This window comes from Paenibacillus sp. Paensp38 (assembly GCF_059491915.1).
Genome location: NZ_CP168516.1, coordinates 1,506,698 through 1,532,839, shown reverse-complemented (window position 1 = coordinate 1,532,839; position 26,142 = coordinate 1,506,698). Strand labels below are relative to the sequence as shown.

General features: G+C 45.8%; 22 protein-coding genes. 4 read left to right on the top strand and 18 right to left on the bottom strand.

Translation table 11 applies throughout. The features are described 5' to 3' along the window. Positions 1-162: 162 nt before the first annotated feature. Positions 163-996: a diaminopimelate epimerase gene (gene dapF, locus ACEN8J_RS06920; RefSeq protein WP_029517632.1), complete on the bottom strand. Its 834-nt coding sequence runs from the start codon at positions 994-996 to the stop codon at positions 163-165. Between the two features lie 109 nt (positions 997-1,105). After that, positions 1,106-3,904 (bottom strand): calcium-translocating P-type ATPase, SERCA-type, encoded by a 2,799-nt coding sequence (locus tag ACEN8J_RS06915; RefSeq protein ID WP_495594372.1) that lies wholly within the window; start codon positions 3,902-3,904, stop codon positions 1,106-1,108. Positions 3,905-4,133: 229 nt separating this feature from the next. Between ACEN8J_RS06915 and ACEN8J_RS06910 the strand changes: the two genes are divergently transcribed. Then, positions 4,134-5,879 (top strand): Rqc2 family fibronectin-binding protein, encoded by a 1,746-nt coding sequence (locus ACEN8J_RS06910; protein WP_318627902.1) that lies wholly within the window; start codon positions 4,134-4,136, stop codon positions 5,877-5,879. 93 nt (positions 5,880-5,972) lie between these two features. Here the strand turns inward: ACEN8J_RS06910 and ACEN8J_RS06905 are convergent, their stop codons facing one another. The 9 genes from ACEN8J_RS06905 to ACEN8J_RS06865 all read right to left on the bottom strand — a co-directional run bounded on the left by ACEN8J_RS06905 (position 5,973) and on the right by ACEN8J_RS06865 (position 15,397). Continuing rightward, a complete protein-coding gene (locus ACEN8J_RS06905) occupies positions 5,973-6,842 on the bottom strand; it encodes a PHP domain-containing protein (RefSeq protein ID WP_039270856.1) in 870 nt (289 codons plus the stop codon). Next, complete coding sequence (locus tag ACEN8J_RS06900) at positions 6,842-7,798, bottom strand: selenium metabolism-associated LysR family transcriptional regulator (RefSeq protein ID WP_069010585.1); 957 nt, start codon at positions 7,796-7,798, stop codon at positions 6,842-6,844. The genes ACEN8J_RS06905 and ACEN8J_RS06900 overlap by 1 nt, the downstream gene beginning before the upstream one ends. A gap of 211 nt (positions 7,799-8,009) precedes the next feature. Then, positions 8,010-8,447 carry a hypothetical protein gene (locus tag ACEN8J_RS06895; RefSeq protein ID WP_025717787.1) on the bottom strand — a complete coding sequence of 146 codons (438 nt, stop codon included), beginning with the start codon at positions 8,445-8,447 and terminating at the stop codon, positions 8,010-8,012. A 229-nt stretch (positions 8,448-8,676) separates the two neighbouring features. Continuing rightward, the gene (locus ACEN8J_RS06890; protein ID WP_029517637.1) at positions 8,677-8,937 is read right to left on the bottom strand and encodes a YlbG family protein; all 261 of its coding nucleotides are present in this window, start codon (positions 8,935-8,937) and stop codon (positions 8,677-8,679) included. 39 nt (positions 8,938-8,976) lie between these two features. Then, complete coding sequence (locus ACEN8J_RS06885) at positions 8,977-9,417, bottom strand: YlbF/YmcA family competence regulator (RefSeq protein ID WP_013310906.1); 441 nt, start codon at positions 9,415-9,417, stop codon at positions 8,977-8,979. A gap of 108 nt (positions 9,418-9,525) precedes the next feature. After that, positions 9,526-11,550 (bottom strand): helicase-associated domain-containing protein, encoded by a 2,025-nt coding sequence (locus tag ACEN8J_RS06880; protein ID WP_342434281.1) that lies wholly within the window; start codon positions 11,548-11,550, stop codon positions 9,526-9,528. Between the two features lie 6 nt (positions 11,551-11,556). Continuing rightward, the gene (locus ACEN8J_RS06875) at positions 11,557-13,380 is read right to left on the bottom strand and encodes a DNA repair helicase XPB (RefSeq protein WP_495594371.1); all 1,824 of its coding nucleotides are present in this window, start codon (positions 13,378-13,380) and stop codon (positions 11,557-11,559) included. A gap of 298 nt (positions 13,381-13,678) precedes the next feature. After that, complete coding sequence (locus ACEN8J_RS06870; protein WP_029517640.1) at positions 13,679-14,107, bottom strand: CBS domain-containing protein; 429 nt, start codon at positions 14,105-14,107, stop codon at positions 13,679-13,681. Positions 14,108-14,191: 84 nt separating this feature from the next. Then, positions 14,192-15,397 carry a M20 family metallopeptidase gene (locus ACEN8J_RS06865; RefSeq protein WP_495594370.1) on the bottom strand — a complete coding sequence of 402 codons (1,206 nt, stop codon included), beginning with the start codon at positions 15,395-15,397 and terminating at the stop codon, positions 14,192-14,194. A gap of 249 nt (positions 15,398-15,646) precedes the next feature. Between ACEN8J_RS06865 and ftsW the strand changes: the two genes are divergently transcribed. Further along, a complete protein-coding gene (gene ftsW, locus ACEN8J_RS06860) occupies positions 15,647-16,906 on the top strand; it encodes a putative lipid II flippase FtsW (protein WP_029517642.1) in 1,260 nt (419 codons plus the stop codon). Between the two features lie 226 nt (positions 16,907-17,132). On the opposite strand, the gene ACEN8J_RS06855 is transcribed toward ftsW, so the two are convergent. After that, positions 17,133-17,498: an Asp23/Gls24 family envelope stress response protein gene (locus ACEN8J_RS06855; RefSeq protein ID WP_013310912.1), complete on the bottom strand. Its 366-nt coding sequence runs from the start codon at positions 17,496-17,498 to the stop codon at positions 17,133-17,135. Between the two features lie 314 nt (positions 17,499-17,812). Here ACEN8J_RS06855 and cax point away from each other — a divergent pair, with 314 nt between their 5' ends. Further along, positions 17,813-18,883, top strand: coding sequence for a calcium/proton exchanger (gene cax, locus ACEN8J_RS06850; RefSeq protein WP_029517643.1), 1,071 nt, complete (start codon positions 17,813-17,815; stop codon positions 18,881-18,883). 141 nt (positions 18,884-19,024) lie between these two features. Here the strand turns inward: cax and ACEN8J_RS06845 are convergent, their stop codons facing one another. From ACEN8J_RS06845 to ACEN8J_RS06825, 5 genes are all read right to left on the bottom strand, one after another. Further along, positions 19,025-19,315, bottom strand: coding sequence for an Fpa/YlaN family protein (locus ACEN8J_RS06845; protein ID WP_007431028.1), 291 nt, complete (start codon positions 19,313-19,315; stop codon positions 19,025-19,027). 141 nt (positions 19,316-19,456) lie between these two features. Further along, positions 19,457-19,699 carry an HPr family phosphocarrier protein gene (locus ACEN8J_RS06840; protein ID WP_013310915.1) on the bottom strand — a complete coding sequence of 81 codons (243 nt, stop codon included), beginning with the start codon at positions 19,697-19,699 and terminating at the stop codon, positions 19,457-19,459. A gap of 89 nt (positions 19,700-19,788) precedes the next feature. Next, the gene (locus ACEN8J_RS06835) at positions 19,789-20,904 is read right to left on the bottom strand and encodes an aminopeptidase (protein WP_029517644.1); all 1,116 of its coding nucleotides are present in this window, start codon (positions 20,902-20,904) and stop codon (positions 19,789-19,791) included. 76 nt (positions 20,905-20,980) lie between these two features. Continuing rightward, positions 20,981-21,832 (bottom strand): hypothetical protein, encoded by an 852-nt coding sequence (locus ACEN8J_RS06830; protein ID WP_141695450.1) that lies wholly within the window; start codon positions 21,830-21,832, stop codon positions 20,981-20,983. 194 nt (positions 21,833-22,026) lie between these two features. Beyond that, the gene (locus tag ACEN8J_RS06825; RefSeq protein ID WP_029517646.1) at positions 22,027-24,012 is read right to left on the bottom strand and encodes a sensor domain-containing diguanylate cyclase; all 1,986 of its coding nucleotides are present in this window, start codon (positions 24,010-24,012) and stop codon (positions 22,027-22,029) included. Positions 24,013-24,448: 436 nt separating this feature from the next. Here ACEN8J_RS06825 and rpsD point away from each other — a divergent pair, with 436 nt between their 5' ends. Next, positions 24,449-25,048, top strand: coding sequence for a 30S ribosomal protein S4 (gene rpsD / locus ACEN8J_RS06820; RefSeq protein WP_013310919.1), 600 nt, complete (start codon positions 24,449-24,451; stop codon positions 25,046-25,048). A 78-nt stretch (positions 25,049-25,126) separates the two neighbouring features. Here rpsD and ACEN8J_RS06815 read toward each other — a convergent pair whose 3' ends face one another. Beyond that, positions 25,127-25,996: an AraC family transcriptional regulator gene (locus ACEN8J_RS06815; protein WP_029517647.1), complete on the bottom strand. Its 870-nt coding sequence runs from the start codon at positions 25,994-25,996 to the stop codon at positions 25,127-25,129. Positions 25,997-26,142 lie beyond the last annotated feature (146 nt).

The window sequence follows — 26,142 nt, the reverse complement described above, 5'->3', positions numbered from 1 at the left end:
CCCTGCTTCTCCAGAGACCAGAGCATTATGATGTAAAAAAGAAACCCACGTCTCAAAATGACGGGGTTTCTCGACAATCTGAGAAGACCTACTAAGGTCTTCTTTTCACTCACTTCTATACGATTCATAAGTAGTTGCACGTTATCTTTATAGTCACATGATTCAGAACAGACGACCTTCGTACACGATCTCAGCCGGACCCGTCATATATATGTGATTATCTTCCTCGCTCCATTCGATATCCAGATCGCCGCCCTTCAGGCTTACAATGGCGTGGCGGTCGCTATATCCGTTTAGTACAGAAGCAACAAGCGTAGCACAGGCCCCGGTTCCACAAGCTAGCGTCGGCCCGGCTCCTCTCTCCCATACTCTCATATCTATATGCTTACGGCTACGTACCGTGGCGAACTCAACATTTGTTTTTTTAGGGAATAACGGATGGCATTCCAGCTTTGGCCCCCAGGCTTCCAGATCAAAGCTTGGCGCATCCTCCACATAAATGACACAGTGCGGATTCCCCATAGATACAGCCGTAAAGCGAAAACCACTTCCTCCAGCTTCAATGGGCTCATTAATTACGCTAGTCAGATCCAGAGTAGTCGGAATCTTCAAACCCTCAAGAATTGGCTCTCCCATATCTACCTTCACCATACGAACAAGTCCATTCTCTACAGTTAGTTCGACCTGCTGTACACCTGCACCCAGCGTCTCAATCGTGATCTGTTCACGGTTGATATGCTTACGGTCATATACGTATTTGGCAGCACAACGGATAGCATTACCGCATTGTTCGGCCTCTGAGCCGTCCGAGTTAATAATGCGCATGCAGAAATCCGCTTTTTCTGATGGCAATATATATACCAACCCATCGGCGCCAACACCAAAATGTCGATCACATAGCCGAACAGCTAATTCCGAGGCGTCAGACGGCAACTCCTGATGCCCAAACCAAACGATAAAATCATTACCTAGACCGTTCATTTTTGTGAATTCCATAGCTTACCTCCGCCGTTGCTGCTGATGTCATGTTCCTCATGAAGCTTTGATCCCATGATATCATACAGGGCAATAGTGGGAAAGCGATGCGATATGCATAACCCGATTTCTAGGATGAAAACTTCGTACGTCCCGCTGAAAAGTGTGTATTTCCGCCGCGACGACGGTTGCGTCGACCGCCCCACACACTTCCCGCTCCCATCAGAAACGTCGGAATCCCAGCTGCGACAATGGATAGCGCCCACTCACGCAAACCGAGCGGTACCGTTTTGAAAATAGGTTGCAGCATAGGCACGTACATAACCACTAGCATTAGTACTATTGAAGACAGCACGGCAAGCACAAGATAACTATTTTGAAACGGATTACGATGGAAAATAGAACGGGAACTGCGGCAATCAAACACATGAATTAACTGCGCCAGAACTAGCGTAGCAAAGGCAACGGACTGTGCTTTGATCAGTTGTCCTGCGTCATCCGGTGCAATACGTAATGTCAGCCAGAAGGCCGCTAGCGTACATAAACCAATCAACAAGCCACGACTAATGATTTTCCAGCCCAGTCGACGAGCAAAAATATTTTCCTTTGCGCCACGAGGTTTGTGCTCCATGAGATCCTTTTCTGGTTGGTCCACCCCCAGAGCCATCGCTGGTAGGCCATCTGTCACCAGATTCACCCATAAAATCTGGATCGGTAACAAAGGTAATGGCAGCCCGGCCATCATGGCAAAAAACATCGTCAAAATTTCACCCACATTGGAGGCGAGTAGATAACGGATAAATTTACGGATATTCTCGTAAATATTCCGTCCTTCCTCAATTGCGGCTACAATCGTAGAGAAATTATCATCACTCAGAACAAGCGCAGCCGCTTCTTTGGTCACGTCCGTCCCTGTAATACCCATTGCAATGCCGATGTCCGACGCCTTTATCGCTGGAGCGTCATTGACGCCATCTCCAGTCATGGCTACGACATGTCCGCGCCTTTGCAGTGACTTGACGATCCGTAGCTTGTGCTCCGGCGAAACCCGTGCATATACAGAGACGGTATCAACGGCTTTGTCCAGCGACGCATCATCCATCGCAGACAATTCCTGTCCTGTTAACACGTGGGATCCGCGCTGAAAAATGCCCAGCTGCTGTGCAATGGCCTCTGCAGTTGTACCGTGATCTCCGGTAATCATCACAGTGCGAATGCCAGCACGACGACACTTGCCAATGGCTTCGCGAACCTCGCGACGTGGCGGATCAATCATGCCTGTCAGCCCGATAAAGATCAGTTGTGCTTCAGCCTCCTCAACCGTGGAGACACGCTCATGCGCGCGGATATCACGGTAAGCGACACCAAGTACACGTAGCGCCTCCGAGGCCATTCCTTCGTTAGCTGCCAGTACCTTTTGGCGCAGCGTACCCGTTAACGGAACGACATTTCCTTCCCATAAAATGTAGGAGCACTGGCCCAGCAATACATCCGGTGCACCTTTGGCAAAGACAATGTGTCCTCCCTGGTGGCGTACGAGTACCGACATTCGCTTCCGATCCGAGTCAAAAGGAAATTCTCGCTCCCTTGTGTATAGCTCATATAGCCCTTGTCGCGTGACTCCCCCCTTGGCAGCTAACGTGACCAGCGCTCCTTCCGTCGGATCACCCTTTAGCTCCCAAACGGAGGACGGCGTCGGCTCTTTGGTTTTCTTTTTCGAACGTAGCTCCTCTGTATCGGCTTGAACAATTTCCGCATTGTTGCAAAGCACACTGGCTTGCAGCAGTCTACGCAGAGATTGTCCGTTTTTAAGATCGGCAGGAAGGTCTCTATCCATAATATGCCCGTGAGGGTCATAGCCCTCTCCCGTAACTCCCCAGAAGCGGCCGTCCAGCCATAGCTTGGTAACCGTCATTTTATTTTGGGTCAGGGTACCCGTTTTGTCGGAACAAATGACAGATGCACAGCCGAGCGTTTCAACAGAAGGCAGCTTACGCACAATCGCCTTTCGTTTAATCATACGCTGCACACCCAATGCGAGCGCAATCGTCACAATAGCTGGCAACCCTTCCGGTATAGCCGCCACAGCCAAGCTCACTCCGGCCAAGAACATGCTCATGGCTGGCTGTCCATGTAAAATGCCTGCTACGACAACGAGCACCGTTAGCGCCAACGCTACGATAATCAAAATTTTGCCCAATTGCTCCAATCTGTGCTGCAACGGTGTCTCCTGCGACTCCGTATTTTCTATCAAGTCTGCGATCTTACCCATTTCGGTACTCATACCTGTACGTATAACTATTCCTTGTGCGGTTCCTCTAGTCATCATCGTGCCCATAAAACCGATGTTTTTTTGATCCCCAAGTGGTACCTCGGCGGCATGAATAGGGCGGCAATGCTTACTCACCGGAACCGATTCACCTGTCAGGGCGGACTCCTCTACATCACAGCCGTTCGTACTCAACCACCTTACATCTGCGGGAATGCGATCACCACTTTCCAGCAGCACAATATCACCCGGTACCAGTTCTCTGGCTTGAACTTGAATTCGTTTTCCGCCCCGCAACACTTTGGCCGTCGGAGCCGATAGTTGTCTCAAAGCTCGCAATGAACGCTCAGCTCTGAATTCCTGTACAAAGCCAAGAATTCCATTCAGTACAACAATAGCAATAATGGTAATCGCGTCCAAATACTCGCCAAGCAGGCCGGATATCAGGGTCGCTCCCATCAATACAAGCATCATAAAATCCTTGAACTGGTTGAGCAGCAGCAAGATCGCCGAAACTCGCTTCCCCTCGCTCAGCTCATTCCATCCTGACCTTTCTCTTCGTTCCGCAAGCTGTTCCTCCGAAAGACCCTGCTTCGGGTCGACTTCCAGACTTGTTGAAAGCTGTTCATTGCTTAATTGGTGCCAGTGTGCTTGTTCCATTCTCCCCAATTCCCTCCCGGTCAGATAGTCCGCTTCCGTCGGTTGTGCGTAGGATGGCTGCCCGTTATTATATTTTTGTGCCACGATTGCTGATAAGCTGGACAGACTTTCTAGATTCAATCTATTCGGACAGGATCTGAAATATCACAAAGCCGCTTAAGTTTTGTCCCAAAGTTATGTATCATAGTAGGAAGGCGAAAATACATTTGCTTCAAAGGAGAACATAATTATGGCATTGGACGGAATCGTAACCCGCGCTATCGTACACGAACTGCAAGGCATCCGAGGCGGGCGCATTAATAAAATACATCAGCCAAACGATCGCGATATCGTGCTGAATCTGCGGGCACAAGGCGGAAGCGTAAAGCTGCTGCTGTCAGCTAATCCGACCTTCCCGCGTGTACATTTTACAGAACAAAGCTTTCTTAATCCGACAGAAGCTCCTATGTTTTGTATGCTTCTTCGCAAGCATTGCGAAGGAGGCGTTATTGAGAAAATCACGCAGGTGGGCATGGAGCGTATTATTCACATGGATGTACGTCAACGTGATGAACTGGGAGATGTTTCACTCAAACGAATTATCATTGAACTGATGGGCAGACACAGCAACATTATTTTGCTTGACCCGGAAACAGGCGTGATGCTAGATGGCATTCATCATGTTACACCGTCTATTAGCAGCTATCGGGTCATTATGCCCGGCTTTCAATACACGGAGCCTCCTGAACAAAACAAGCTGAATCCACTAGAAACAGAAGAGGCGGCTTTCAGATCCTCGTATCAAACAGCGATTGAGGCCGAAGAAACCCCCAAACGCTGGATCGTGAACACTTTTACCGGGCTCAGTCCCCTCATTGCTGAAGAGATACTAACTCGAGTAACTAATGAAGTATCTGGTGGTAGTGATCATTCACTATGGAGTACATTCAGTCACATCATGGATGACGTGCGGAATCATCGTTTTCAGCCGGTATCTGGACTAAATGCACAAGATAAAGTGATATTCTCAGCTATTCCGCTGACGTTGATCCAAGGAGAACGTAAGGAATACGCTACGATCAGTGAGTGTATGGAGGACTTCTTCGGTGAAAAGGCAGAAAGGGATACGGTTAAGCAAAAGGTCAGTGACCTACTGCGGTTTCTGCAAAACGAGCGAAGTAAAAATGTAAAAAAACTCGACTATCTCCAGCAGGATTTGGCCGAGGCGGAAGATGCCGATCAATTTCGCATTTATGGAGAGTTGCTGTTCGCTTCGCTGCATGAGGTGAAAAAAGGGGACAAAGAAGTGACGCTCACCAACTTCTATGATGAGGAACAGCGTCCAATGACCATCCCACTGGACCCACTACTCAACCCGTCGGATAATGCACAACGGTATTTTAAAAAATACAACAAATATAAAAACAGCCTGGCTGTCATTGACGAACAACTGGAGAAAACACACGAAGAAATCCGTTATATGGACAGTCTTCTTCAGCAGCTAGCCCATGCCTCTATGAATGACATTGAGGAAATACGTGAAGAACTGGTTCAGCAGGGCTATCTCAGAGATCGGGTCAAAAAAGGAAAGAAAAAGAAGAAAAACGACCGTCCAACCCTGCACGTCTATACATCATCCGAAGGTATCGAGTTACTGGTTGGCAAAAACAACTTGCAAAATGAATATGTAACAAATCGACTGGCCGGACCAAATGACACCTGGCTGCACACAAAGGATATTCCGGGGTCACACGTCGTTATACGTGCTGAGCAATTCGGAGATGCGACGCTGGAGGAAGCAGCTCAACTCGCTGCTTATTTTAGTCAGGCCAAGCAGTCCAGCAGTGTACCTGTGGACGCCACCCTGATTCGACATGTACGTAAGCCTAGCGGAGCCAAACCTGGCTTTGTCATCTACGACCATCAGCGTACGCTTTTCATTACACCCGATGAGGAACTAGTCAAAAAGCTGCCGAATCGCATCAAAAACGGCTAAGTCCTACTAGCCTATTGAATCCACAAAAAAAGCCCTTTGTTCTTTGCACGATACACTTCTTGTGTTCCATGCATAAGGCAAGGGGCTTTTTATTTACTTTTGTCCAACAGCAGCCTTCCTCAATTCCTCGACTACCTGCCCTTCCACACTACGGCTACCCAGATCACCGTGAAAAATAACACCTTGACGCGCGCCGTGAAAATCCGAGCCGCCAGTTGCAATGAGCCCATATTGCGCCGCCATCGCAGTATATCGGCTCTCAGCCTCAGCATCATGGTCCGAATGTCGCACCTCCAAGCCCGCAGGCTTCGCCTCCTCTATAATAGAACGAACCAGCTCATCATTTCCGTACAAGCCAGGGTGGGCCACCACAGGTACCCCTCCTGCTTCACGAATCCAGTTTATGGCCTCCGCAGGCTCTACACGGGGTACAGACACATATCCGGGCGCTCCTTCCGCCAAGTAACGGTCAAACGCGTCCCGCATATCCTTCGCATATCCTTTTTGAACCAGCGTATCCGCCATATGCGGACGTCCAATGCTTTCATCTGGTGCCAGCGGTCTGCCCATCGTAGCCACCACTTCATCCAGTGTGATTTCCACACCCAGACTACGCAATTGACTCAAAATCAAATCATTACGGGTATCCCGTGCCTGGCGAAGCTTTTCCAACCGTTCCAAAAACACTTTATTGCGGTAATCCATAAAATAACCGAGTATATGAATATCCTTATCGCCAGCTCGAGTACTAATTTCCACTCCTGGCACCACAGTAATTCCTATGCGTTTTCCCTCTTCCAGAGCTTCCTCCAGGCCAGCTACCGTATCATGATCTGTAATGGCCACACCTGCCAGTCCTTTTTCCTTGGCCCAGCGCACATTATCTGCAGGTGGTTGCATTCCGTCAGATGCTTGGGTGTGTGTGTGTAAATCATATCGTTTTACGTTAATCTGCTCCTTCATTATACATCCTCCTTCTCTTTCACCTTTGCAAGCTCGTCCTGCGAGTCCCTCAGGACGTCCGTTCCCTGATCATGACGACGCAAGTAAGACAGGAAGGTTACTACCGGAATCGGCAACAACGCCGACTTCAAATGAATTGCATAAAATTCTCGTTTGAACGTGATATCTGAAATATTTACAATTTTCAATAATCCGAGCGCAACTTCATGCTTCACCGAAGATGGTGATAGCATGGTAATACCCAGTCCAGCCTCCACCGCCGATTTAACCGCTCCAGTGCTCCCCATCTCCATTACAATCCCAAGTCGGGAGGCATCCATACCACGATTTTTCAGCTCATCTTCTATTACTTGACGTGTACCAGATCCCTTTTCTCTGGCTACAAAAGGATGCTTGAACACATCTTCCAGAACCACTTTTTTAGCCTTGGCCAGCGCATGTCCTGAAGGCACAATCAATTTCAGTTCGTCCTGCATCACAGGTTCCACCACGATATCCGGATGCTGGACTGGGGCCTCAATCAGTCCTAAATTCAGCTGATGTTTTAGTATATCATCCATAATCTGAGTTGTATTCATCACATTCATCGCCATGCGTATATGAGGGTATTCCTGACCAAACGGTCCCAGCATTCTGGGTACAATATACTCACCAATCGTTAGGCTGGCGCCAATATGCAATCTTCCCTCCAACATGTGAGTAAAAGCAGACATCGCCTCGTCAGCTTCCCTGATCAGTTGCATGCTTTTTTTCGCAAAAGGCAGGAGTGTCGCTCCCGCCTCTGAAAGTTCGATTTTTTTAGTCGAACGTTGCAGCAGTTTTGTGCCAAAATAATCTTCCAAAGACTGAATTTGCATCGTCACCGCAGGTTGTGTCATATGCAGCGCTTGTGCCGCCGCCGAGAAGCTCCCGCGTTCCGCTACGGTATAAAAAATGTGCAACTGATGAAAGTTCATACTGACAGCCCTCTCCCCTCTGTTCTCCCTATTTTAACATAAGAAAAACGTCTGTCGAAGCATTTCCAAGTAAACTTACTGAATTGGGTAGTTTTATTATTGGAAAATAAAAAAAGCATGCAGCTAATAACTGCATACTTTCTACTTAAACTTAACGGTATTCAGGAAGTTTGGAGATTTTTTCATCTGAAGCCGTTCTCCAAATGACCGTCTATTTTTGCTTACGAGTGCTTTTCATCAGTGTCATGCGCCGCGAATGGCGTAACCATGAATAGTATGACTTCAAATCCCTTAATTCAATGGTCTCCGACATCCGGCCCAAAAAGGTAATGACAATCATTTTGTGAAGCGGATTCCCCGCAATATCCATCTCGCCGGGCAACTCTCCAAATTCGGCCACGACGACCAGATCACCATCAATTAAATATACATCCTCTTCGTTATGATAATAGGACTCCATCCTGTTTTGCTTCAGGCATTCCCAAAGCCAGGCGGCGATATGATTCGTCTCGGACTGTTTCTGCTCTACCCGATCTAAGTAACGTGTTTTCGCATGATTTGTTATCACGATATCGGCGACTTTTTTATCGCCCATCTCCACATAGAACGGTTCGTATGTACTCCATCGCTGCATTGCTTTGTCACGCACGGGATCACTCTCCCCACCAGATAGGTCTTTATATCTACCAATATATTCATATGTTACCTCAACAGACCCGGGACTACAAGTTACAAAATTGAAGTTTATGGGTGATATTTAAAGATTTTTTAGGTCTAACAGCATCAAGACCATTATGCAAAAGTCCTGACTTCACAAAAAAAAGCCAGCCTGTAGGCTGACCTTTCAAGAAAAGTTTACAATTTATAGACATTTGATCTTATATCTCATATTCTTTCATCTTTTCCTTATCGTCGTTGTAATCCGTCCTAATCTCATTTCGAAAAGAGCGCTCGACCTTACGCACATAGGAAAGTCTGCGAATATTTTTAACGGTGTCTTCTGCCCGATCCGCATTCATATATATCACTACATAATGCATACGCTTTGAAATAAAGTGGACATTTCCGTATTTCTCCAGATTGCGGGCAGCCTTGATATCGCTTACCCAAATGATGTACCCTGTCCGCTCGGCAAACATTCGCTTCATCTCCCCTCCACTCGGTATCATTCCTATGACCTATCCACAGGAGCATTTCCCTCCGCTGCCACATCCGCCTTTTTTCACATTCGGATCGTTGCTCGGCACCTTAATAGTCTCGGACACGGAATATGCAATCGTTTCAGACATGGCATGAAGCATATCATCCAGCGCCTTTTCGGCTCGTTTGAACTCCTTAACATCCACGAATTGTTCCAGTTCCAGCTCAACGACCTGCACTGCATCCTTCGCTTCATGATAGTTCGGATGAAAATGCCCAAAACGCTCCGTTTCCGCGAATAGCTCCTTTTTGGCATCCAGCTTGCGTACACACGCCTGAATAGACGGATTCAATTCCACACGCTGTTTCCAATATAAATAATCCGATACCTCAAAGGATCGGTTGACCATATCGCCCAATTCATAGGCGTTAATAAGCACTTCTGCCATATTGACCGTGTTCAATTCGGCTACGCTCATGAATGTTCATCTCACTTTATATAAAGTTCTACCCTGTAAAAGTAGACTCATTTATCATACCACATCCTTCTTTTGAGAAGAAGGAGTTTCATGCACTTCCTGGCCCTACTATGTAAAAGGAACCAGCAAGCGCATGTCTGACCATTCACTTGGCTGTAAGGTCGCAGGAGAAAGTGTTTCGTCATCCCTTCCTGAGGCATACCAGCCTGTGACACTCCATGGTGCACCGGAAACCACCGCCTCCGGTATCCATTTAACCTCTTTCCCACCGATTCGCAGCCCCACAGCAGCCTGCCAACGAATCGCTTGCTCGATCAACTGCCGGGCAGTGGAAGTATGGTAACTCCTCCATTCTTTTGTCCATGAGGAGGGGACTGTAGATCTTTCTGGAAAATAGTCAGACGGATCAGGCAGTGTATGCTCTTGTTCGTAAAAGTGCAGCGTTCGCCCTGTATAAACCAAACCTGCTCTCCCCTCTTGGGAAAATATAGAACGGGCTTGAATAGGTTCGGACTCCATTTCACTGTTGAGGCTGCCTGAATTTATGTTCTCTGTTTCCGAAATCAGTGGATAATGATGAGCTGGCTCGTCCACACCTTCGGGTTCACGACGTGGACCTAATCCTATTGCAGCAAGCGTTTTTCGTATTTTGACAACAGAGCTCGCCGGAATAATAAAGTCCTTGTCGCCAAGCCGTTCCAGCAATCCTTCCAGCGCGGGATGGCGTGCAACCATGTCTGCATCCTCCTGTGTGCTACATCGCAAAAGTGTTACCGTTGCAAATGCCGTCCGTCCGACATCGCCTGCCCACTGTTCTACCGCCATACGTACATGATCAGGCACGCCTGTCCGGCTGAACTTGTCCAGTAGAGCAGGAATTGCTTTAGCTTCCATCCCTAACTCGATTGCCTCTGTAACACTTTCTCTGGTGATCCGGTATATTGCCATCCGATCTCCTGTCACACGTTCACAGCAGCATTCCAGTCGCCAGCGCACATCATATGCCACATCTGGCGGAACCAATATTTCAAAATCAGGTTGTACATAAAAAGTACCTTGTTCTTGATTTGTATCCTCGTAATTATTGGGACGAAGCATGTCTAACACAGATACATTCCAGCGAAAACACAGTTTACCCGATGCAGTCTGGCCCCAATCACCCATTCCAAACGCAGTCAGGGCCTTCAGCCAACCCTCCAATCCCTCCATGAAAGATCCATTAAAATTAAAATCAGAACCCGTTTCTCCCGCAAACCCTTCCGGATTTGAGGTTGTAGGAATAAGGTCTAAAAGGGCGCCGTTCTTGGAATCAGCTCCGCTCGTACTCTCCTGCTGGATTAGGCCTACTTGAAGCATCCATTGCAGCAGACACTTGATAGATATCCACCCTTCTATTCCCATATACTGGGAGACGGCACACAGCATATAGCGAAAATGCTGCATGGATGCTTCGGCCTTGCCGTATCTTTCCATGAGTGTAGCAAAAATATGCTTGCGCATTTGCCAAGCAGACAAACGAATCCAAGTCGCCAGTTCCGTTTCCTGAATGCGAAAAGACACCGTTTCTTTCACTAACAGCCCCAAACTGAGTAGCAAATCCATCATGACCACCGTTTGCACAGGATACAGCTCTGCATGCGCATAATGCAACCCAAGACCCATCAGGTCCTCCGGGCGAAAGGGGGTCAGTTCATTCAATTTTTGCAATGATCGCTTATGTATGGTTCCTTTGGCCGTCAAAGGGACGCCCTGTACTGCAATACGTGACAACGCATGCAGCAATTCCGACTCCAGGCCTGTCATTGATTCATGTACCGTTATCGGATGATCCGAATGCATCATGTTCATTGGATTTTCCTCTAACAACATATCGTACAGATCCGGTAGTCGATAAACCGGGATATATAAAATTCGTTCGCCCCACGATTTGGTAACAGCCTCCAGCCAGCCCCGGGCACGTAATCCACGCAGTGCCAGTTTCGTTTCGACTCCGCTTAACGATCCCCGGGTAAGCTGTATAGGTTCTTCTTCCTTCATGGGCTGTCCCGCGTGCCGAATAAAGCATCGTCTAAGTACCAGCAGCTCATCCGATGAAAGCTCATTCCAGCTGTCTTGCGTGTTCGTTACGCCCATTCTTGATTAGGCCTCCTTTTTCTTTCCACGATCTCCAGACTTAGCATCCCTGCTTCCAATAGCCTCTGTCACACTAAATCTGCGAACCGCATATTCATAGCCTTGCTCAATCAGGAACAGCTGACGACGAGCTGCAAAATCCATCTCCTTGCTATTCTCCGTCACTAGAGCATAAAAATAAGCTTTATTCTCGCCTGACTTTGGTCGCAAAATGCGTCCCAGTCGCTGCGCTTCTTCCTGGCGAGAGCCAAAGCTGCCCGATACCTCTATGGCTACTGCTGCATCCGGCAGATCCACCGCAAAGTTTGCAACCTTGGACACCAATAGGGTCCGAATTGCACCCTTGCGGAATGCATCAAACCAACGCACCCGCTCCGTCTGGCTCATTGAACCCGTAATCAGTGGGACACCGAGCTCCTGAGCCAATGTACGCAACTGGTCCAAATATTGACCAATAATGAGCGTGGGCAAACCACTGTGCTGCTGCATCAGGCTACGCACCGCCTCCAGTTTGATCGGATTTTCGGCTGCAATTCGGTACTGCTGTCTGCCCTCAGCACGCATACTGCGCTCCAAAAGTTCAGCTGTCATTGGAAGCCGCAACTCCACACAATCGACCTGAGCGATCCAGCCCTGTCGCTCCAGCTCCTTCCATGGCATATCATACCGTTTGGGCCCAATTAAAGAGAACACATCCCGTTCACAACCATCCTCTCGAACCAGCGTGGCCGTTAACCCCAAACGACGGGTAGCCTGAATGTCAGCCGTCGCCCGGAATACTGGCGCGGGCAGCAAATGAACCTCATCATATATAATGAGTCCCCACTTCCGCTCACTCAGCAGTTTCATATGCTCAAAATCCCCATCCTTGGTGCGACGGTGTGTCAAAATTTGGTATGTTGCCACCGTAATCGGGCGCACTTCTTTTTTCTGACCACTATATTCCCCGATGGAATCGGCAGAAATATCCGTCTTTTGCTTTAATTCTTCTACCCATTGCCGTACAGAAGTAGTATTAGATGTTAGAATAAGCACTTCACACTGAAGCCGATTCATCACCGCCATGCCTATCACTGTTTTTCCAGCTCCGCATGGAAGCACCAGTACACCACTACCCCCTAAGCCGTCCGCTCCTTCAAACGCATCAGCGGCCTTTACTTGATAATCACGAAGCTGCAACTTCGTTTGTCCCTTTCCCAAGGTAAAACTAAGCTGATTCCCTACAAGATAGCCTGCCGTATCCACAACGGGATATCCCAAGCGAGTTAATTCCTGCTTGAGCAAGCCCCGATTTTCGGGCGGGACCGATGCGCTTTCCTCATCAACGCGAAGTAAACCAAGCTGTTTTAGCTCTTGCTTGGTCAGTAGCTCATTCAGTAAAGCGGGGGTCTCTGCTGCCAAGATCAAGCGATCACCTATTGTATAGCTGTTGGCTTTCCCTGTCTTTATACCTCCGTCTGGCTCATGCTCAGCACGGTATGCGTCAATCGTATCTGTGCTATAAGTTCGCTCTTCTTCCGTACCCTCTCGTGAAAGCGTCAACGTCCCATAACGAGAAACGAGCTGTTCAATATCATTCAACAAATCACGTGGAATATCCCAACGGGACATGGAATACAAACTATTTTGAATGTCCTCAGCACTCCATCCGAGGGCAGCTGCATTCCACAAAGACAGTGGAGTGATGTGGTATGTATGAAAAGCGGACGGACTTTTAACCAGCTCCGCATAAATCTGCAACTGTGAACGAGCCCATTCCGAACCGGGCAAGGCCATTTCCAGCAGAACGGTAAAATCACGTTGTACAATACAAGGATGATCTGGATTCATGACTACCTCCTGATAATCTAACAATACATCATTTTAAAGTTGAATCAATTTCATAACTCATTAAAGTTTGGTGGTTGTAACTAGATACAGACAAATCGAATCATTTTGATCTATAACTAGTTTTGATTGAAGCAGCTAAAGGTATTATGAAATTGATTCAGTTATATAATAAATAGCTTATCCGTTTATTCGAATATCAACCAGAATAGCAAGGAGCCCAACCCATATTCGGGTTGAACTCCTGATTTAACGCCCGGGGTAAAGACCTCCCAAACAAATGCCTACCTTAATTATTCTTCTAGTGGACCTGCTCGGAAATATGACTAAGCGCCTCTCCAGCGTTGTCTGCAAAAATATTACGAACAGCCAAATCCCCGATCGAGACAATCCCGATCAGACGGTCTCCTTCCGTCACAGGCAACCGACGGATTTGCTGCTCCGCCATCAGTTCAGCTGCTTGGTCCACCGACATGTCCGCACTGGCTGTACGAATACCTGTCGTCATAACCGTATCGACTGAACCCGAACCCGAATTTTTAGCCGCATAACCGCGAACGACAAGATCACGGTCCGTTACTACGCCGATCAACTTATCACTGCCTTCGCTTTCCACAACCGGAATAAAACCAGTATCATTGTCCTTCATTTTGACCGCAATTTCATAAATATTGTCCTGCGGGGTAACCGTTACGCATTCTTTAGTCATAACTTCCTGAACCTTTTTCATGGGTACTCCCTCCTTTTCAAGAGTAGGGTACCCCATTTCATTCAGCTCATACTCCAGATTGAACCGTTCCCAATTCAACTCATTTTAGCCCTTAATTGCCCCTGCTTTTCGTTCCGCAGCGTATCCCGTAGACATCGCAATAAACAACCGAACCGCGTTAATCATAGCATCCTCATCAAAGTCAAATTTAGGATGATGGTGTGGATAAACCGCTCCTTTAGCTGGGTTACCCGCTCCTACGAACATGAAGCAACCTGGCACACGTTCCAAATAATACGCAAAATCTTCAGCAGGCATCAGCTTCGACGCTTCCTGTACATTCTCCTTGCCGAAAACAGATTTTGCTTCATTAAAGAAACGAGATGCTTCATGTGCGTCATTGACAACTGGTGGGTATCCCATAATATAGCGAACCTGTGCTGTTGTACCGTATGTTGCGGCTGTGAGCTCTGTTACCTCATGCAGTCGCTCCTTCATCACCGTTCGTGTCTCCTCATCAAACGTACGAATCGTTCCACTCAAGCGACACGTTTCTGCGATCACATTTTGCGCAGAGCCCCCTTGGATGGTTCCCACCGTCAGCACGGCAGGTCGTAATGGGTCGACTGAACGACTTACGACACTTTGCAATTGCATGACAAGAGCTGAGCCCGCCACGACACTATCATTAGTGGACTGAGGCATCCCACCATGCCCACCCTTACCTGTGATTTCAATATAAAAATCATCTGCCGCCGCCATCAGCGGCCCTGCACAACTCGCAGCCGTTCCGACAGGAAAAGGTGTCCATAAATGGATACCATAAATGACGTCCACACCTTCCAATATACCATCCTTTATTACACTGACCGCTCCGCCAGGCAGCAATTCCTCCGCAGGTTGGAACAACAACCGAATTTCTCCTTGCAGCTCGTCCCGATTCAGACTGAAATAGTAAGCCGTTCCAAGTAGCGCGGATGTATGTCCATCATGGCCGCAAGCATGCATGGCTCCGTCTACGTTGGAGCGATATTCACATTCCTTTTCATCCTGAATAGGAAGAGCATCCATATCGGCACGCAGCAGGACGACAGGCCCGGGTTTAGCACCACGAATGGTGCCTACAACACCGTGTCCCCCTACCTGACGGCGAATCTCGATTCCCCAACTCTCCAACTTATCCGCTACAAAAGCTGCAGTTTTGCTTTCCTGAAAGGAAATTTCGGGATTCTTATGTAAATGTCTACGCCACTCCACCATATTTTCTTGCAACTGGTCAAACCAGGTCTTGTCTATCGCATGTTGTGTCATAATGCTCCACCTCTCCTTTTAAAGCACCGGGCAAGTTCCCGATTCATCATGCAGCGTCACCACGTATGCACCGCTGCTCTCAAGTCTTCATTTTTATCCTATTGTAGCAGATATGGAATTGTTGTGATATCTGTTGCTCCAGGGAGGTTGCAGAAGCCCATCAAACATAATATGATAAAATGGGTAAACGATAAAATGATAACCGTCTGCGAGGAATATACCTTGTGGCGAATACCGGGGGAAGCTGATATGAGAAATACGAAGCCGGAGACTCGAAGAAGAGGCACACCGGATTTCCAATTGCTGATCCTCACTTTGTTACTGGTTGGATTCGGTGTAATTATGGTATTTAGCTCCAGCTCCAGCGTAGCTTTGCTGAATAAAGAATACAATTTTGACTCTTTATATTTTGTGAAGCGCCAATCTGCATTTGCTGTACTTGGACTTTTTATTATGTTGGTAGCTATGAATATTAAGATGGAAAAATATAAAAAGCTTTTTGTACCTTTATTTTTCATAACTATATTACTGCTAATCATCGTTCTTTTTACAGGCTCACTTAACGGCGCAAAAAGCTGGCTCAGGTTTGGTAGTGTTGGTTTCCAGCCAACGGAGCTTGCGAAAATTTCCATCATTCTTTACTTATCTGCACTGATTGTCAAAAAAGGAGATCGCTTTAGAGATCTGCGGACTGGCTACATACCTGTAACCGTCATTGTAGGCTGTGTTGCAGGACTCATCATGCTTCAACCTGATTTAGGCTCCTGCTTCATTTTGGTTGCTACGAGTGGTCTGATTATTTATGCCGGGGGAGCCAGTGTCAAGCATATTACAGCATCAATTGTTCTGCTCGTGCTAGGCGCCTCCATTGTATTTGGTATTGGGTCGTTGTTTGGAGGAGATTCTGGAACCACAGATGGACAAGCTGCTGCCAAGCAAGATTACAAAATCGGACGCTTTCAGGCCTTTCTTAATCCCGAGAAATATAGACAAGGAACGGGATACAATCTGGTACAGTCCTTGCAAGCTATAGGTGAAGGCGGCTTAAACGGGTCAGGATTTGGTAAAGGTATTATCAAGCTTCACTATCTTCCTAATTCATTTAATGATTTTATCTTTTCTGTAATTGGTGAAGAATTCGGATTTATCGGAACAGCCATATTCCTGATGCTATATTTGTATTTCATTTGGCGAGGCATGATCATTGCTCTGCGTTGCCATGATCCGTTCGGAACGTTGGTAGGCACCGGTATCATGGGTTTGATCGCCATTCAGGCCTTCATTAACATCGGCGGTGTAACCCAAACAATTCCAATCACTGGCGTAACGCTTCCATTTATCAGCTTTGGTGGCTCCTCCTTGCTTGTCATGATGTTTTCGATGGGCATTATGCTCAGTATTTCTCGTGAGAACACCAAACAAGCGGTGCAGGAACGCACCACAGGGGTAGCTGTCCGTAATGAAGTACCCAATCGCTTTCAAACTCGTAGAACCAACCGTTTTCGCTAAAAAAAGAACTTCCAAGGACCACTTACAACGGTGGCTTTGGAAGTTCTTTTGGTTATGTATAAAAATACGGAAACCTTCTGCAAAAATGGCTATGCTGTTGATTCATAAAACGAAAACTGGCGATTCTATAACCACCAGTTTTCGTGTTTTTATTCGGGTTATCCTACGGAATTCCCGGCATGTATACAATTGGTTAAAAATGTAGAATTATCGGTCCTTGATTCTATTACACTGCGTCGTCCTTGAACGCGACACCTTCCACTTTTACGTTCACTTCCACGACCCGCAAACCTGTCATACTTTCGACGGCTTCTCGTACATTTTGCTGAAGAATTCGGGACACCTCATGAATAGGTGTTTCGTAGAGTACGATAATACGTAGATCAATGGCAGCTTCCAGCTGTCCAACCTCCACTGATACGCCTTTTTGCACATTTTTACCGCTCAGCCTTTTGGCCCAGCCTTCCGATAAACCGCCTGACATTGCAGCAATGCCCGGTGTCTCTAATGCGGCCATCCCGGCAATTTTACCCACGACATCGTTGGAAATCTTGATGTTTCCTGCTTCCAGTTGTTGAATTTGCTCTGCCATGACCTATGTCCCCCTTCATCCATCCTTTATTTGTATTGTAAAGCCTCAGCCACTCCAAATGCAAACCCTACGTATGAAAAACAACTTTCGTTTACAACCTATATCATTTTGGGTATATTAATTTAGAAAATCCATACAAGTGAGCATTTTGCATAAACCCCAAGAGTGTTTTCCAATCAGCAATATATAGATCGAAACGCTTTAGTTCGTCTATATATTGTACTTATGTGCGATGGGAATCGAATTATGCAAAATGCTGAAGTGACAGCTTTCACCAAACTTGTACACATTTATTGATATCGAGGTGCTCTTCATTGAAAAAATGGTTATCTCCCGCTTTGCTTATAGCGACATTTGCTCTTAGCGCAGTCGCTCATTACACGCATTGGAACGCTATAGCCCAATTTGTCATTTGTGCAATTTCTGTTGTATTCGTAGCCGGTTTCCTCGGCAGGGCGACCGAAAGCGTCGCGCATTATGCTGGCCAACGTTTAGGTGGATTCTTAAATGCCACCTTTGGTAACGCAGCCGAACTGATCATCGCCATCTTTCTTGTTAAAGAAGGTCTTTACGATATGGTAAAGGCCAGTCTTACCGGTTCTATCATCGGCAATCTGCTGTTGGTGCTAGGAGCAAGTCTGTTCGCTGGCGGTTTAAAGTACAAAGTACAAAATTTCAATATATCGCTGGCTGGATTAAGTGGTTCTCTGATGATTGTGGCTGTTATTGCCTTGTTCGTTCCAGCTGTCTTTTTGAACACACACGTTATCACGGATAGCGAATCAGATACGCTCAGCCTCATTGTCGCAGGCACGCTCATTGTCGCGTATATTGCGTGGCTTATTTTTTCTATGATTACGCATAAGGACTATTTATCTGATGTGACCGAACAAAAAGATGAAGAATTACCACATGAGCATGCCCCTGTATGGTCCAGAAACAAATCCATTGCCTATTTGATACTTGCTACCGTCATGGTCGCTTTTGTCAGCGAATGGCTGGTAGGTACGCTGGAGGTGTTTACGACCCAATTTGGGCTCAGCGAATTGTTCGTAGGTGCCTTCCTCGTCGCTATTATTGGTAATGCAGCCGAACACAGCGCTGCTATTTTACTGGCGATGAAGAATAAAATCGGTGCATCGGTTGAAATAGCTGTCGGCAGCAGTTTGCAAATTGCGCTATTTGTTGCCCCTGTGCTGATATTTGTCAGTTACTTTATGGGAAACACGATGAATATTGTTTTCACTACTATTGAGCTGGTCGCCATTGCTGTCGCTGTATTTATCGCCAAATCCATCACCCAAGACGGCTCAACCAACTGGTATGAGGGGCTCATGCTATTGGTAGTGTATGTATTGTTAGGTGTATCCTTCTTTCTTGTGTAGCTTTTTAAGGTTTTAAAATGTTCATTAGGATGGTGGAAGGGGATGCGCTTTTACCATCCTAAAAGAACATTTTTTTAAAAAAAGGCATCAAAAAAAGCATGCTCTCAAGCTCCGCATGCTCTCATCAATTCAACCGTCTTCCTAATTGGCCTTATTATTCATGGCCTCATATAGAATAGCCAGATTGCGTTCCAGCTCACTGACCAGCTGTTTACCTACCATTTCCGGAAGAAGTCCAGCGCGAACCGCAAAATCCACTTCCTTGGAAAATCCGTACATCTGAGTATCCAGCACTTCCTCATAGAGAGGGCAATAACGGGTTGCCAGATTCTCCATCTGTACTTCAATAAGCTTCTTTATTTTATCTGCATCTTCCTGAAGCAGATTAATAGCCTTGATATTCAATTGTTCCTGCAAATCAGATGAAGTCATGGATTCTTCCCCCCTATGTCTCAATGTCGCACAAGACGTCCTATCCTTAATATTAGACCAAATTGCAGGCTAATACAAGAACCTGACAAAAAAAGCATCCCTACAGTTACAGGTAGGGATGCTTTTGCTTCAAGAATAAAGTTAGCTGGCTACTGAAATATGAAGTCCGTGCTTCTCGAACACCTCGATGATCGCTTTCTTGGCTTCCTCCGCATCTGGTCCATGAACGTGTAGTTCATAGCTATGGCTGCTGACTAGGGTCGTAAACAAGCCCAGTATACTTTTCACATCAATATACTTATTTTCGGAATGAAGGACGATGGAAGAGGTGAACTTGCTCGCCGTCTGTGCAATTTCAACAACCGCCGCGTTATTATTGGACATAGAAATCCCTCGCTTTACTGAATTGTCATGTATCGTTACTCATCCATAATGATACATTGAAATCGCTTTCTCAGCAAGAACGGATATCGTTATTTTAAATTTTCAGGGTTTAATGGCTCCAGCTCAGGCAGTACAAAGATGCCATCTTTACGAATCAAAACATCGTCAAAATAAATTTCACCACCGCCATATTCTGGACGCTGAATCAACACCAAATCCCAGTGGATCGATGAACGATTACCGTTATCCGCTGTTTCATAAGCTTGACCCGGTGTAAAATGTAAGCTGCCGGCGATTTTCTCGTCAAACAAAATATCCTTCATTGGATGTAAGATGTGCGGATTAAACCCGATGGCAAACTCGCCAATATAACGTGCTCCCTCGTCAGAATCGAGAATATCATTCAGCCGCTTCGTATCGTTACTCGTTGCTTCCACGATCTTACCATTTTCAAAACGGAATTTAACATTTTCAAAAGTAATGCCATTATACAGGGTTTGTGCATTGTAGCTGATCGTTCCGTTAACGGAATCACGTACAGGCGCGCTGTATACTTCGCCATCCGGGATATTACATTGACCTGAACACTTGATAGCTCCAATTTGCTTAATAGAGAAATTCAAATCCGTACCCGGTCCACTAATCCGTACCTTGTCCGTCCGATTCATCAGGTCTGCCAATGCATCTTGAGCTTTGTCCATTTTTGCATAATCCAGATTACACACATCGAAATAAAAATCTTCGAACGCTTCTGTGCTGATATTCGCCAATTGAGCCATGCTGTCATTCGGATAACGCAGCACTACCCATTTGGTGTGTTTCACCCGTTGTTCGCTATGTACCGCATGCTGATAAATGGAATTATACAATTTCATTTTATCTTCCGGCACATCTGACAAATCATTTACATTTTCACCTGCACGAATTCCGATATAGCAGTGCATTTGCTTCATCCGGTTAAGGTCAATCTCAGCCCAGGTCTCCAGCATCTCCTTTGTCGCGTGACGAAGCATGGTGCTCTGTACCTTACGGTCTGTAAGTTGTACAAAAACATTTCCACCTTTTTTACCAACTTCATGAATGATGGCGTTAAGTAAGTCGCGCTCTGTACCAATCATTTCGATTAATACATTTTCTCCAGGCTGCACTTCAACAGAGTAACCTACCAGATTTTCCGCCAGCTTAAGTATTCTAGGATCTTTCATGTAGTGTCTCTCCTTCTCTATTTCATTCTTTTTGAACGATGGTTAATTCAAAATTCATTGTATCACGCCCGCCACGTTACTTGTAGTCCTCAAAAGTAACTCTGGTTATCAAAGCCTCTTGATGCAGATCTTCATTTTCTCCCTGTCGGGTAATCTGGCATTCGGATGAAAGCTTTAAGGGTAAACCTGTTTGGCGATCTATGGTCAAATGATACACCGTATGCACAATGGATTGCTCCAGCTGGTTATTCATATCCTCACAACTTTGCGCCCATATTTGGCTCAGCTTCTTTCGCAGCTCTCGATTCGTTCCTGTCTGCTGCGTTTTTAATATCACGATTTGAGGGTTTAACGTATTCATTTCTTTTATTAAACGATCTTTCAACCAGCGCTTTGCCGAAGCAGATTCCGGTTCAATCCTCAACACCCAAGTTCCCCGGGCAGCTCCCGTTTCCATACGAATGCTCTTATTCAGTGTATTTAATTCCTCAAGCTCCTGAATCGGATTGAAGCGATTTAACATACCATTTCCAACCACAGGAGGATAACCGGATGTCAGCGAAACCCATTTCCCACTCTGACGAATAAAACGTTCCTGTGTAACATCATGCTCGGACTTACCTTGTTTCAGAGCTGTGTAGCCACCTTGCTTACGGAAAGCCTCTGCAGAACCCCAGTGCATGGTCAATTCATCGTGATTTCTTAGCCTACCGCGATATTCAAACTGCTTATTCGTTGGCAGACCACTGTCTGCTCTAATTGCAGTCCGTCCAGTAAACGTTACCATCTCTTTGCCAGCCATTCCTGCAACTGCTCTCTTAAAAATCTGCTCAGGCGTATATTGTCGATCCAGTGCACAACCACTTAACACACCTATTACAAGCAACACACCACAAACCTGCATCATCCATTGCTTTTTCCAATGCATCCCATCATCCGTCCTATCCTGAACATAACTGTACTCATGAGCAATAATCCTGCTTCAAGCCAGTTATGCTACCTGGTTCACTTCATCGTGTTATCCCTATAGTTCAATCATACACACGATATAGCTACGTTTAGGATTACCTGTCCGCAATGGGTTATACAAGACAAAAAGAGAACATTCCCTAGGAATATTCTCTACACATTGGCTACATGATCAACAACTATTCGATTGCGTCCTTCATTTTTTGCTTCGTACAAGGCCATATCAGCCCTATAAAATAAAGATTCAATACTGATCTGCTCGTCCAGCCAGTTCCATTCAGCAATCCCGCAAGAAACAGTCACCTGAGGCTCAGTTTCATGCTGTACGCGGTAACGTATTTTTTCTGCATATCCGAGCGCTTGCTGTACCCCCAGCTGCGGTAAATAAATGGCAAGCTCCTCGCCGCCCCATCTCGCACATACATCCTCATCGCGAGTCGCCGAACGAACGATATTGCTGACGCTTTTCAAAATTTCGTCACCCGTCTGATGCCCATGCGTATCATTCACCTGTTTGAATTGATCAATATCTACCAAAATAAGAGATCCACAGAAATCCTTTTCCTGATGTTGCTGAATGATTTGGTCCACATAATGACGTACATACAGACCTGTTAACATATCCATATTAGCCAACCGCCGCACCTCAGCGTGCAGCATAGCATTGGTTACCGCCAACCCGATATGAGGGGCTAGCATTTGCAACATTTTGTAATTATCGTAAGAGAAAAAGTGCGGAAGCTTGCTGGACAATAGTATAACCCCTTTAGGAGTACCGCTGGTCTTCATAGGTACAGCCATCAAAGACTGGGAGTGCGTCGCATCCATAAAATGAGAGGATATCTTCCCATCCTTTCTATAGTCCGACACAATCACTGGTTCCCCTGTTAAGCGTATTAGTCCAGCAAATCCATCTTCAAGAGGGTAACTTTCCAGTCTTAAGCTTTCCACATTACTCGACATGACCTTAAAACAGTTTCCATCCTGGTCAAGCTGTACAATACAACAAAAGTCCGCCATGAACATTTTTAATAACTCCTGCACGGCAAATTCAAATATTTCATTTAACTTCAGGCTCTGATTCAAGCGCTGAACCAGTTCATTAATGAGACGCAATTCATGGATAAGTACATTCGATTGCTCAAGCAGCTTTGCATTTTCAAATGCGGTGCCAGCCGTATCCGCCATCATGGCAATCAGCTCTACATCCACTTTTTTCATACTATCCGCGCCCGATGGAAGAATCATATGGAAAACACCGTATACGCCCTGCTTACCACGTAATGGGATGCCGATTTCAGTTATTTCATCTTGTGTACCGACAGGCTCATTCACAGCCATTTGCCCTTTCATAAATGCACGGACGCATACATCTTCGTCCCGTTCATGCAGCAGTAAAGGTTTGACCTGCGGATTGCGACTATGTCGATCCTGACTCATATACAAGGTGATATCTACATGGGGAAACAAATAGGCGATGCTCCCGAATACCTCATCCAGCACGCCTTCTACGTCAATTTTGTCATGCATCCGTTTTACAATCTGAAATAAAATAGAACGGCGTCTACCTTCACGATCGCTTCGATTCCGCATCCCAAGGACATCTTCCATAAATATGTACTCAAACTTCGTGTAAAAGCAGGATTTAAAATGTAAAGCAGCTGATAACAATGTGTCCAGATTTGGGACAGAATGTTGAGCAGGCCGTGTAAAACGAAGAGCGGCAAAGGGCTCGCTCTTGTAATTACGGCATAGTATGGGAACCATATACACAAACGAAAGGCTTCCATCACGAAGTTTGCGCTGGCTCACTTCCATCTCTCTAGATATGCAACAACGTTCGACCAAATCCAAATCCTCGTCATCATCTTCTTTTTTACCAGCAACACGAACACCTATAAAATTAAAAACAGCAGTATATTCTTCGTTAATCCAGGATATACCATTGCCCTGTTGTAACCAACTCCGATATCCTTGAACAAGCAGCTGGTTAATATAGGGGAAATCATAGGGTGTCATATCCATGTTCTGGAGCCAGGCAAAAGAAGTATATCCTTTATCATCAAACAGCGGAGCACCGCTAGCCTGGACCGTTTTACTGTCAAGCATTTGCTGATCCGTTGTTGAAAATTCCGACATATTAAGGCGCTCCTTCACAGCAAAATTAGCTGTACCAAGACAGCGGCTATACACCACTATAGCTCATAATATGATCTATTTTACTCCCAACTCTAGAAATTTGCATCCATTTTCCAGAAATTCGTCCCACTTTTTTAGTTCTAAAGCCCTATCGACAAAATTTGACGTTTTCATTCTTTTTCTCTTCTTGACATTGTCCTACTCTTACATGTAGTATATATTATTGAAAAAGACTGTACGGCAGAACTATCTACTGTGCGGATCTTAAATTTTGGGCGTAACAGTTTGTGTCACCCTCATCTTTTTTGTTGCTGACAGGACAGCGGCTGAACTTTTCTGTCAGTAGTGCGTCTCACCTTAATAGGTAGCGCCGAACAAATTGGAGCGCAAAGAGAGCCCCAACTCAAATTTTAATTATGAAGGAGTTAACTCTATAATGGCACGTTACACTGGTCCTAAATTTAAATTGAGCCGTCGTCTCGGTATTTCCCTGAGCGGCACAGGTAAAGAATTGAAACGCCCTTTCCCTCCGGGACAACATGGTGCAAACCAACGGAGAAAAATCAGCAACTACGGTATGCAGCTTCAAGAGAAACAAAAGTTGCGTCACATGTACGGCTTGGGTGAAAAACAATTCCGTACCCTGTTCAACAAAGCTCAACACATGCACGGTATCGCTGGTGAAAACTTTATGTTCTTGCTGGAAAGCCGCCTGGACAACCTTGTATTCCGTCTTGGCTTTGCTAATTCCCGTGCAGGCGCACGTCAATTGGTAGCTCACGGTCACGTTACTGTGAACGGTAAAAAAGTTGACATCGCTTCTTACCAAGTAAGCCCTGGCGACGTGATCGGTCTTCGTGAAAGAAGTCGTTCCCTGTCTTCCATCAAAGAAGCTTTGGAAAACCGCAACCACTTGGTAGCTTACCTGGAGTACAATGACGCAGCTCTGGAAGGTAAATTCATTCGTTTGCCTGAGCGTGGCGAATTGTCCCAAGATATCGATGAAAAACAAATCGTCGAATTCTACAACCGCTAATCCCTGCATTAGCACCAAAAAGCACCCGAATTTATTCGGGTGCTTTTTTTATATTCCTTATGATCGAGCCTGAGAGTTTTATTCAATGGGGATGTATACTTTCATGCTCAAATGATCTGGATAGGAGGAATTCATCACGTCCGTAATTTCAAAATCTGGTCCCTCCCTCCGTTCAAAATTAGAATTAGGAAGCCATGTGCCATAGATAAAGTCTCGTATATTCTGAACCCGTCCATCTGAACCCGAAGCGTCAAACTCAGCATACTTCCCTGCTGGAATCTCCATATATATGAAACCCTCTGCCAGTTCATTTGACTCTTTTTCAACTGCCTCGCCCACCACAAATGAAAATGCACCATTGTCTTCAAATCGACAGGCAACCCCATATGACATTCCCGGTGCGATCTTGTTCGGGATACACATAAAATATTCATTGGCTCCAAAGTGCCCATAAAATCCTGGAATTTCTTTATAGTGCTGCTCATTATTCAGATTTGTTTTATATTCATACCCTATAATTTTGGTCGTTTCGAGCTGCAATATCACTGGCTTGTTCACATCCAAATCCCCCTTCGTATTTTTTTGATAATCCAGAAAATTAATTTTGCTTTGTCCAGGAAGCTCAATATCACTGTTACGATATTTCCCAGGGGTGATCCCAAAATTCTTTTCAAAAGCGCGGGTAAAGGCTTCTTGCGAGTTGTACTGAAACTCAATAGCAATGTCCAACACTTTTTGATTGGATTGTTTTAGCTGTTCAGCCGCCTCGGACAATCTTCTCCTTCTTATATACTGTTGAACCGTAAAACCCGAAATGGCCTGAAAAACCCGCTGGAAATGAAAAGCTGAAAAGCATGCCTGTGAAGCAATATCGGCAATTTTTAGATCCTCCCGGAGATTCAATTCAATAAACTCAATCGCACACTGAATTCGTTTAAAATAGTCCATATAATCCTTCCCCACACTCGTAATTATTCTGATTATCGATCCTACACCCAAATTGTGCAACCCACGTTTTCATTATGTATAACTCTTCACCTACATGTTTGATTATTTGTGCTAAGTTTACCATGACTTTTCACTTGGCAGAAATA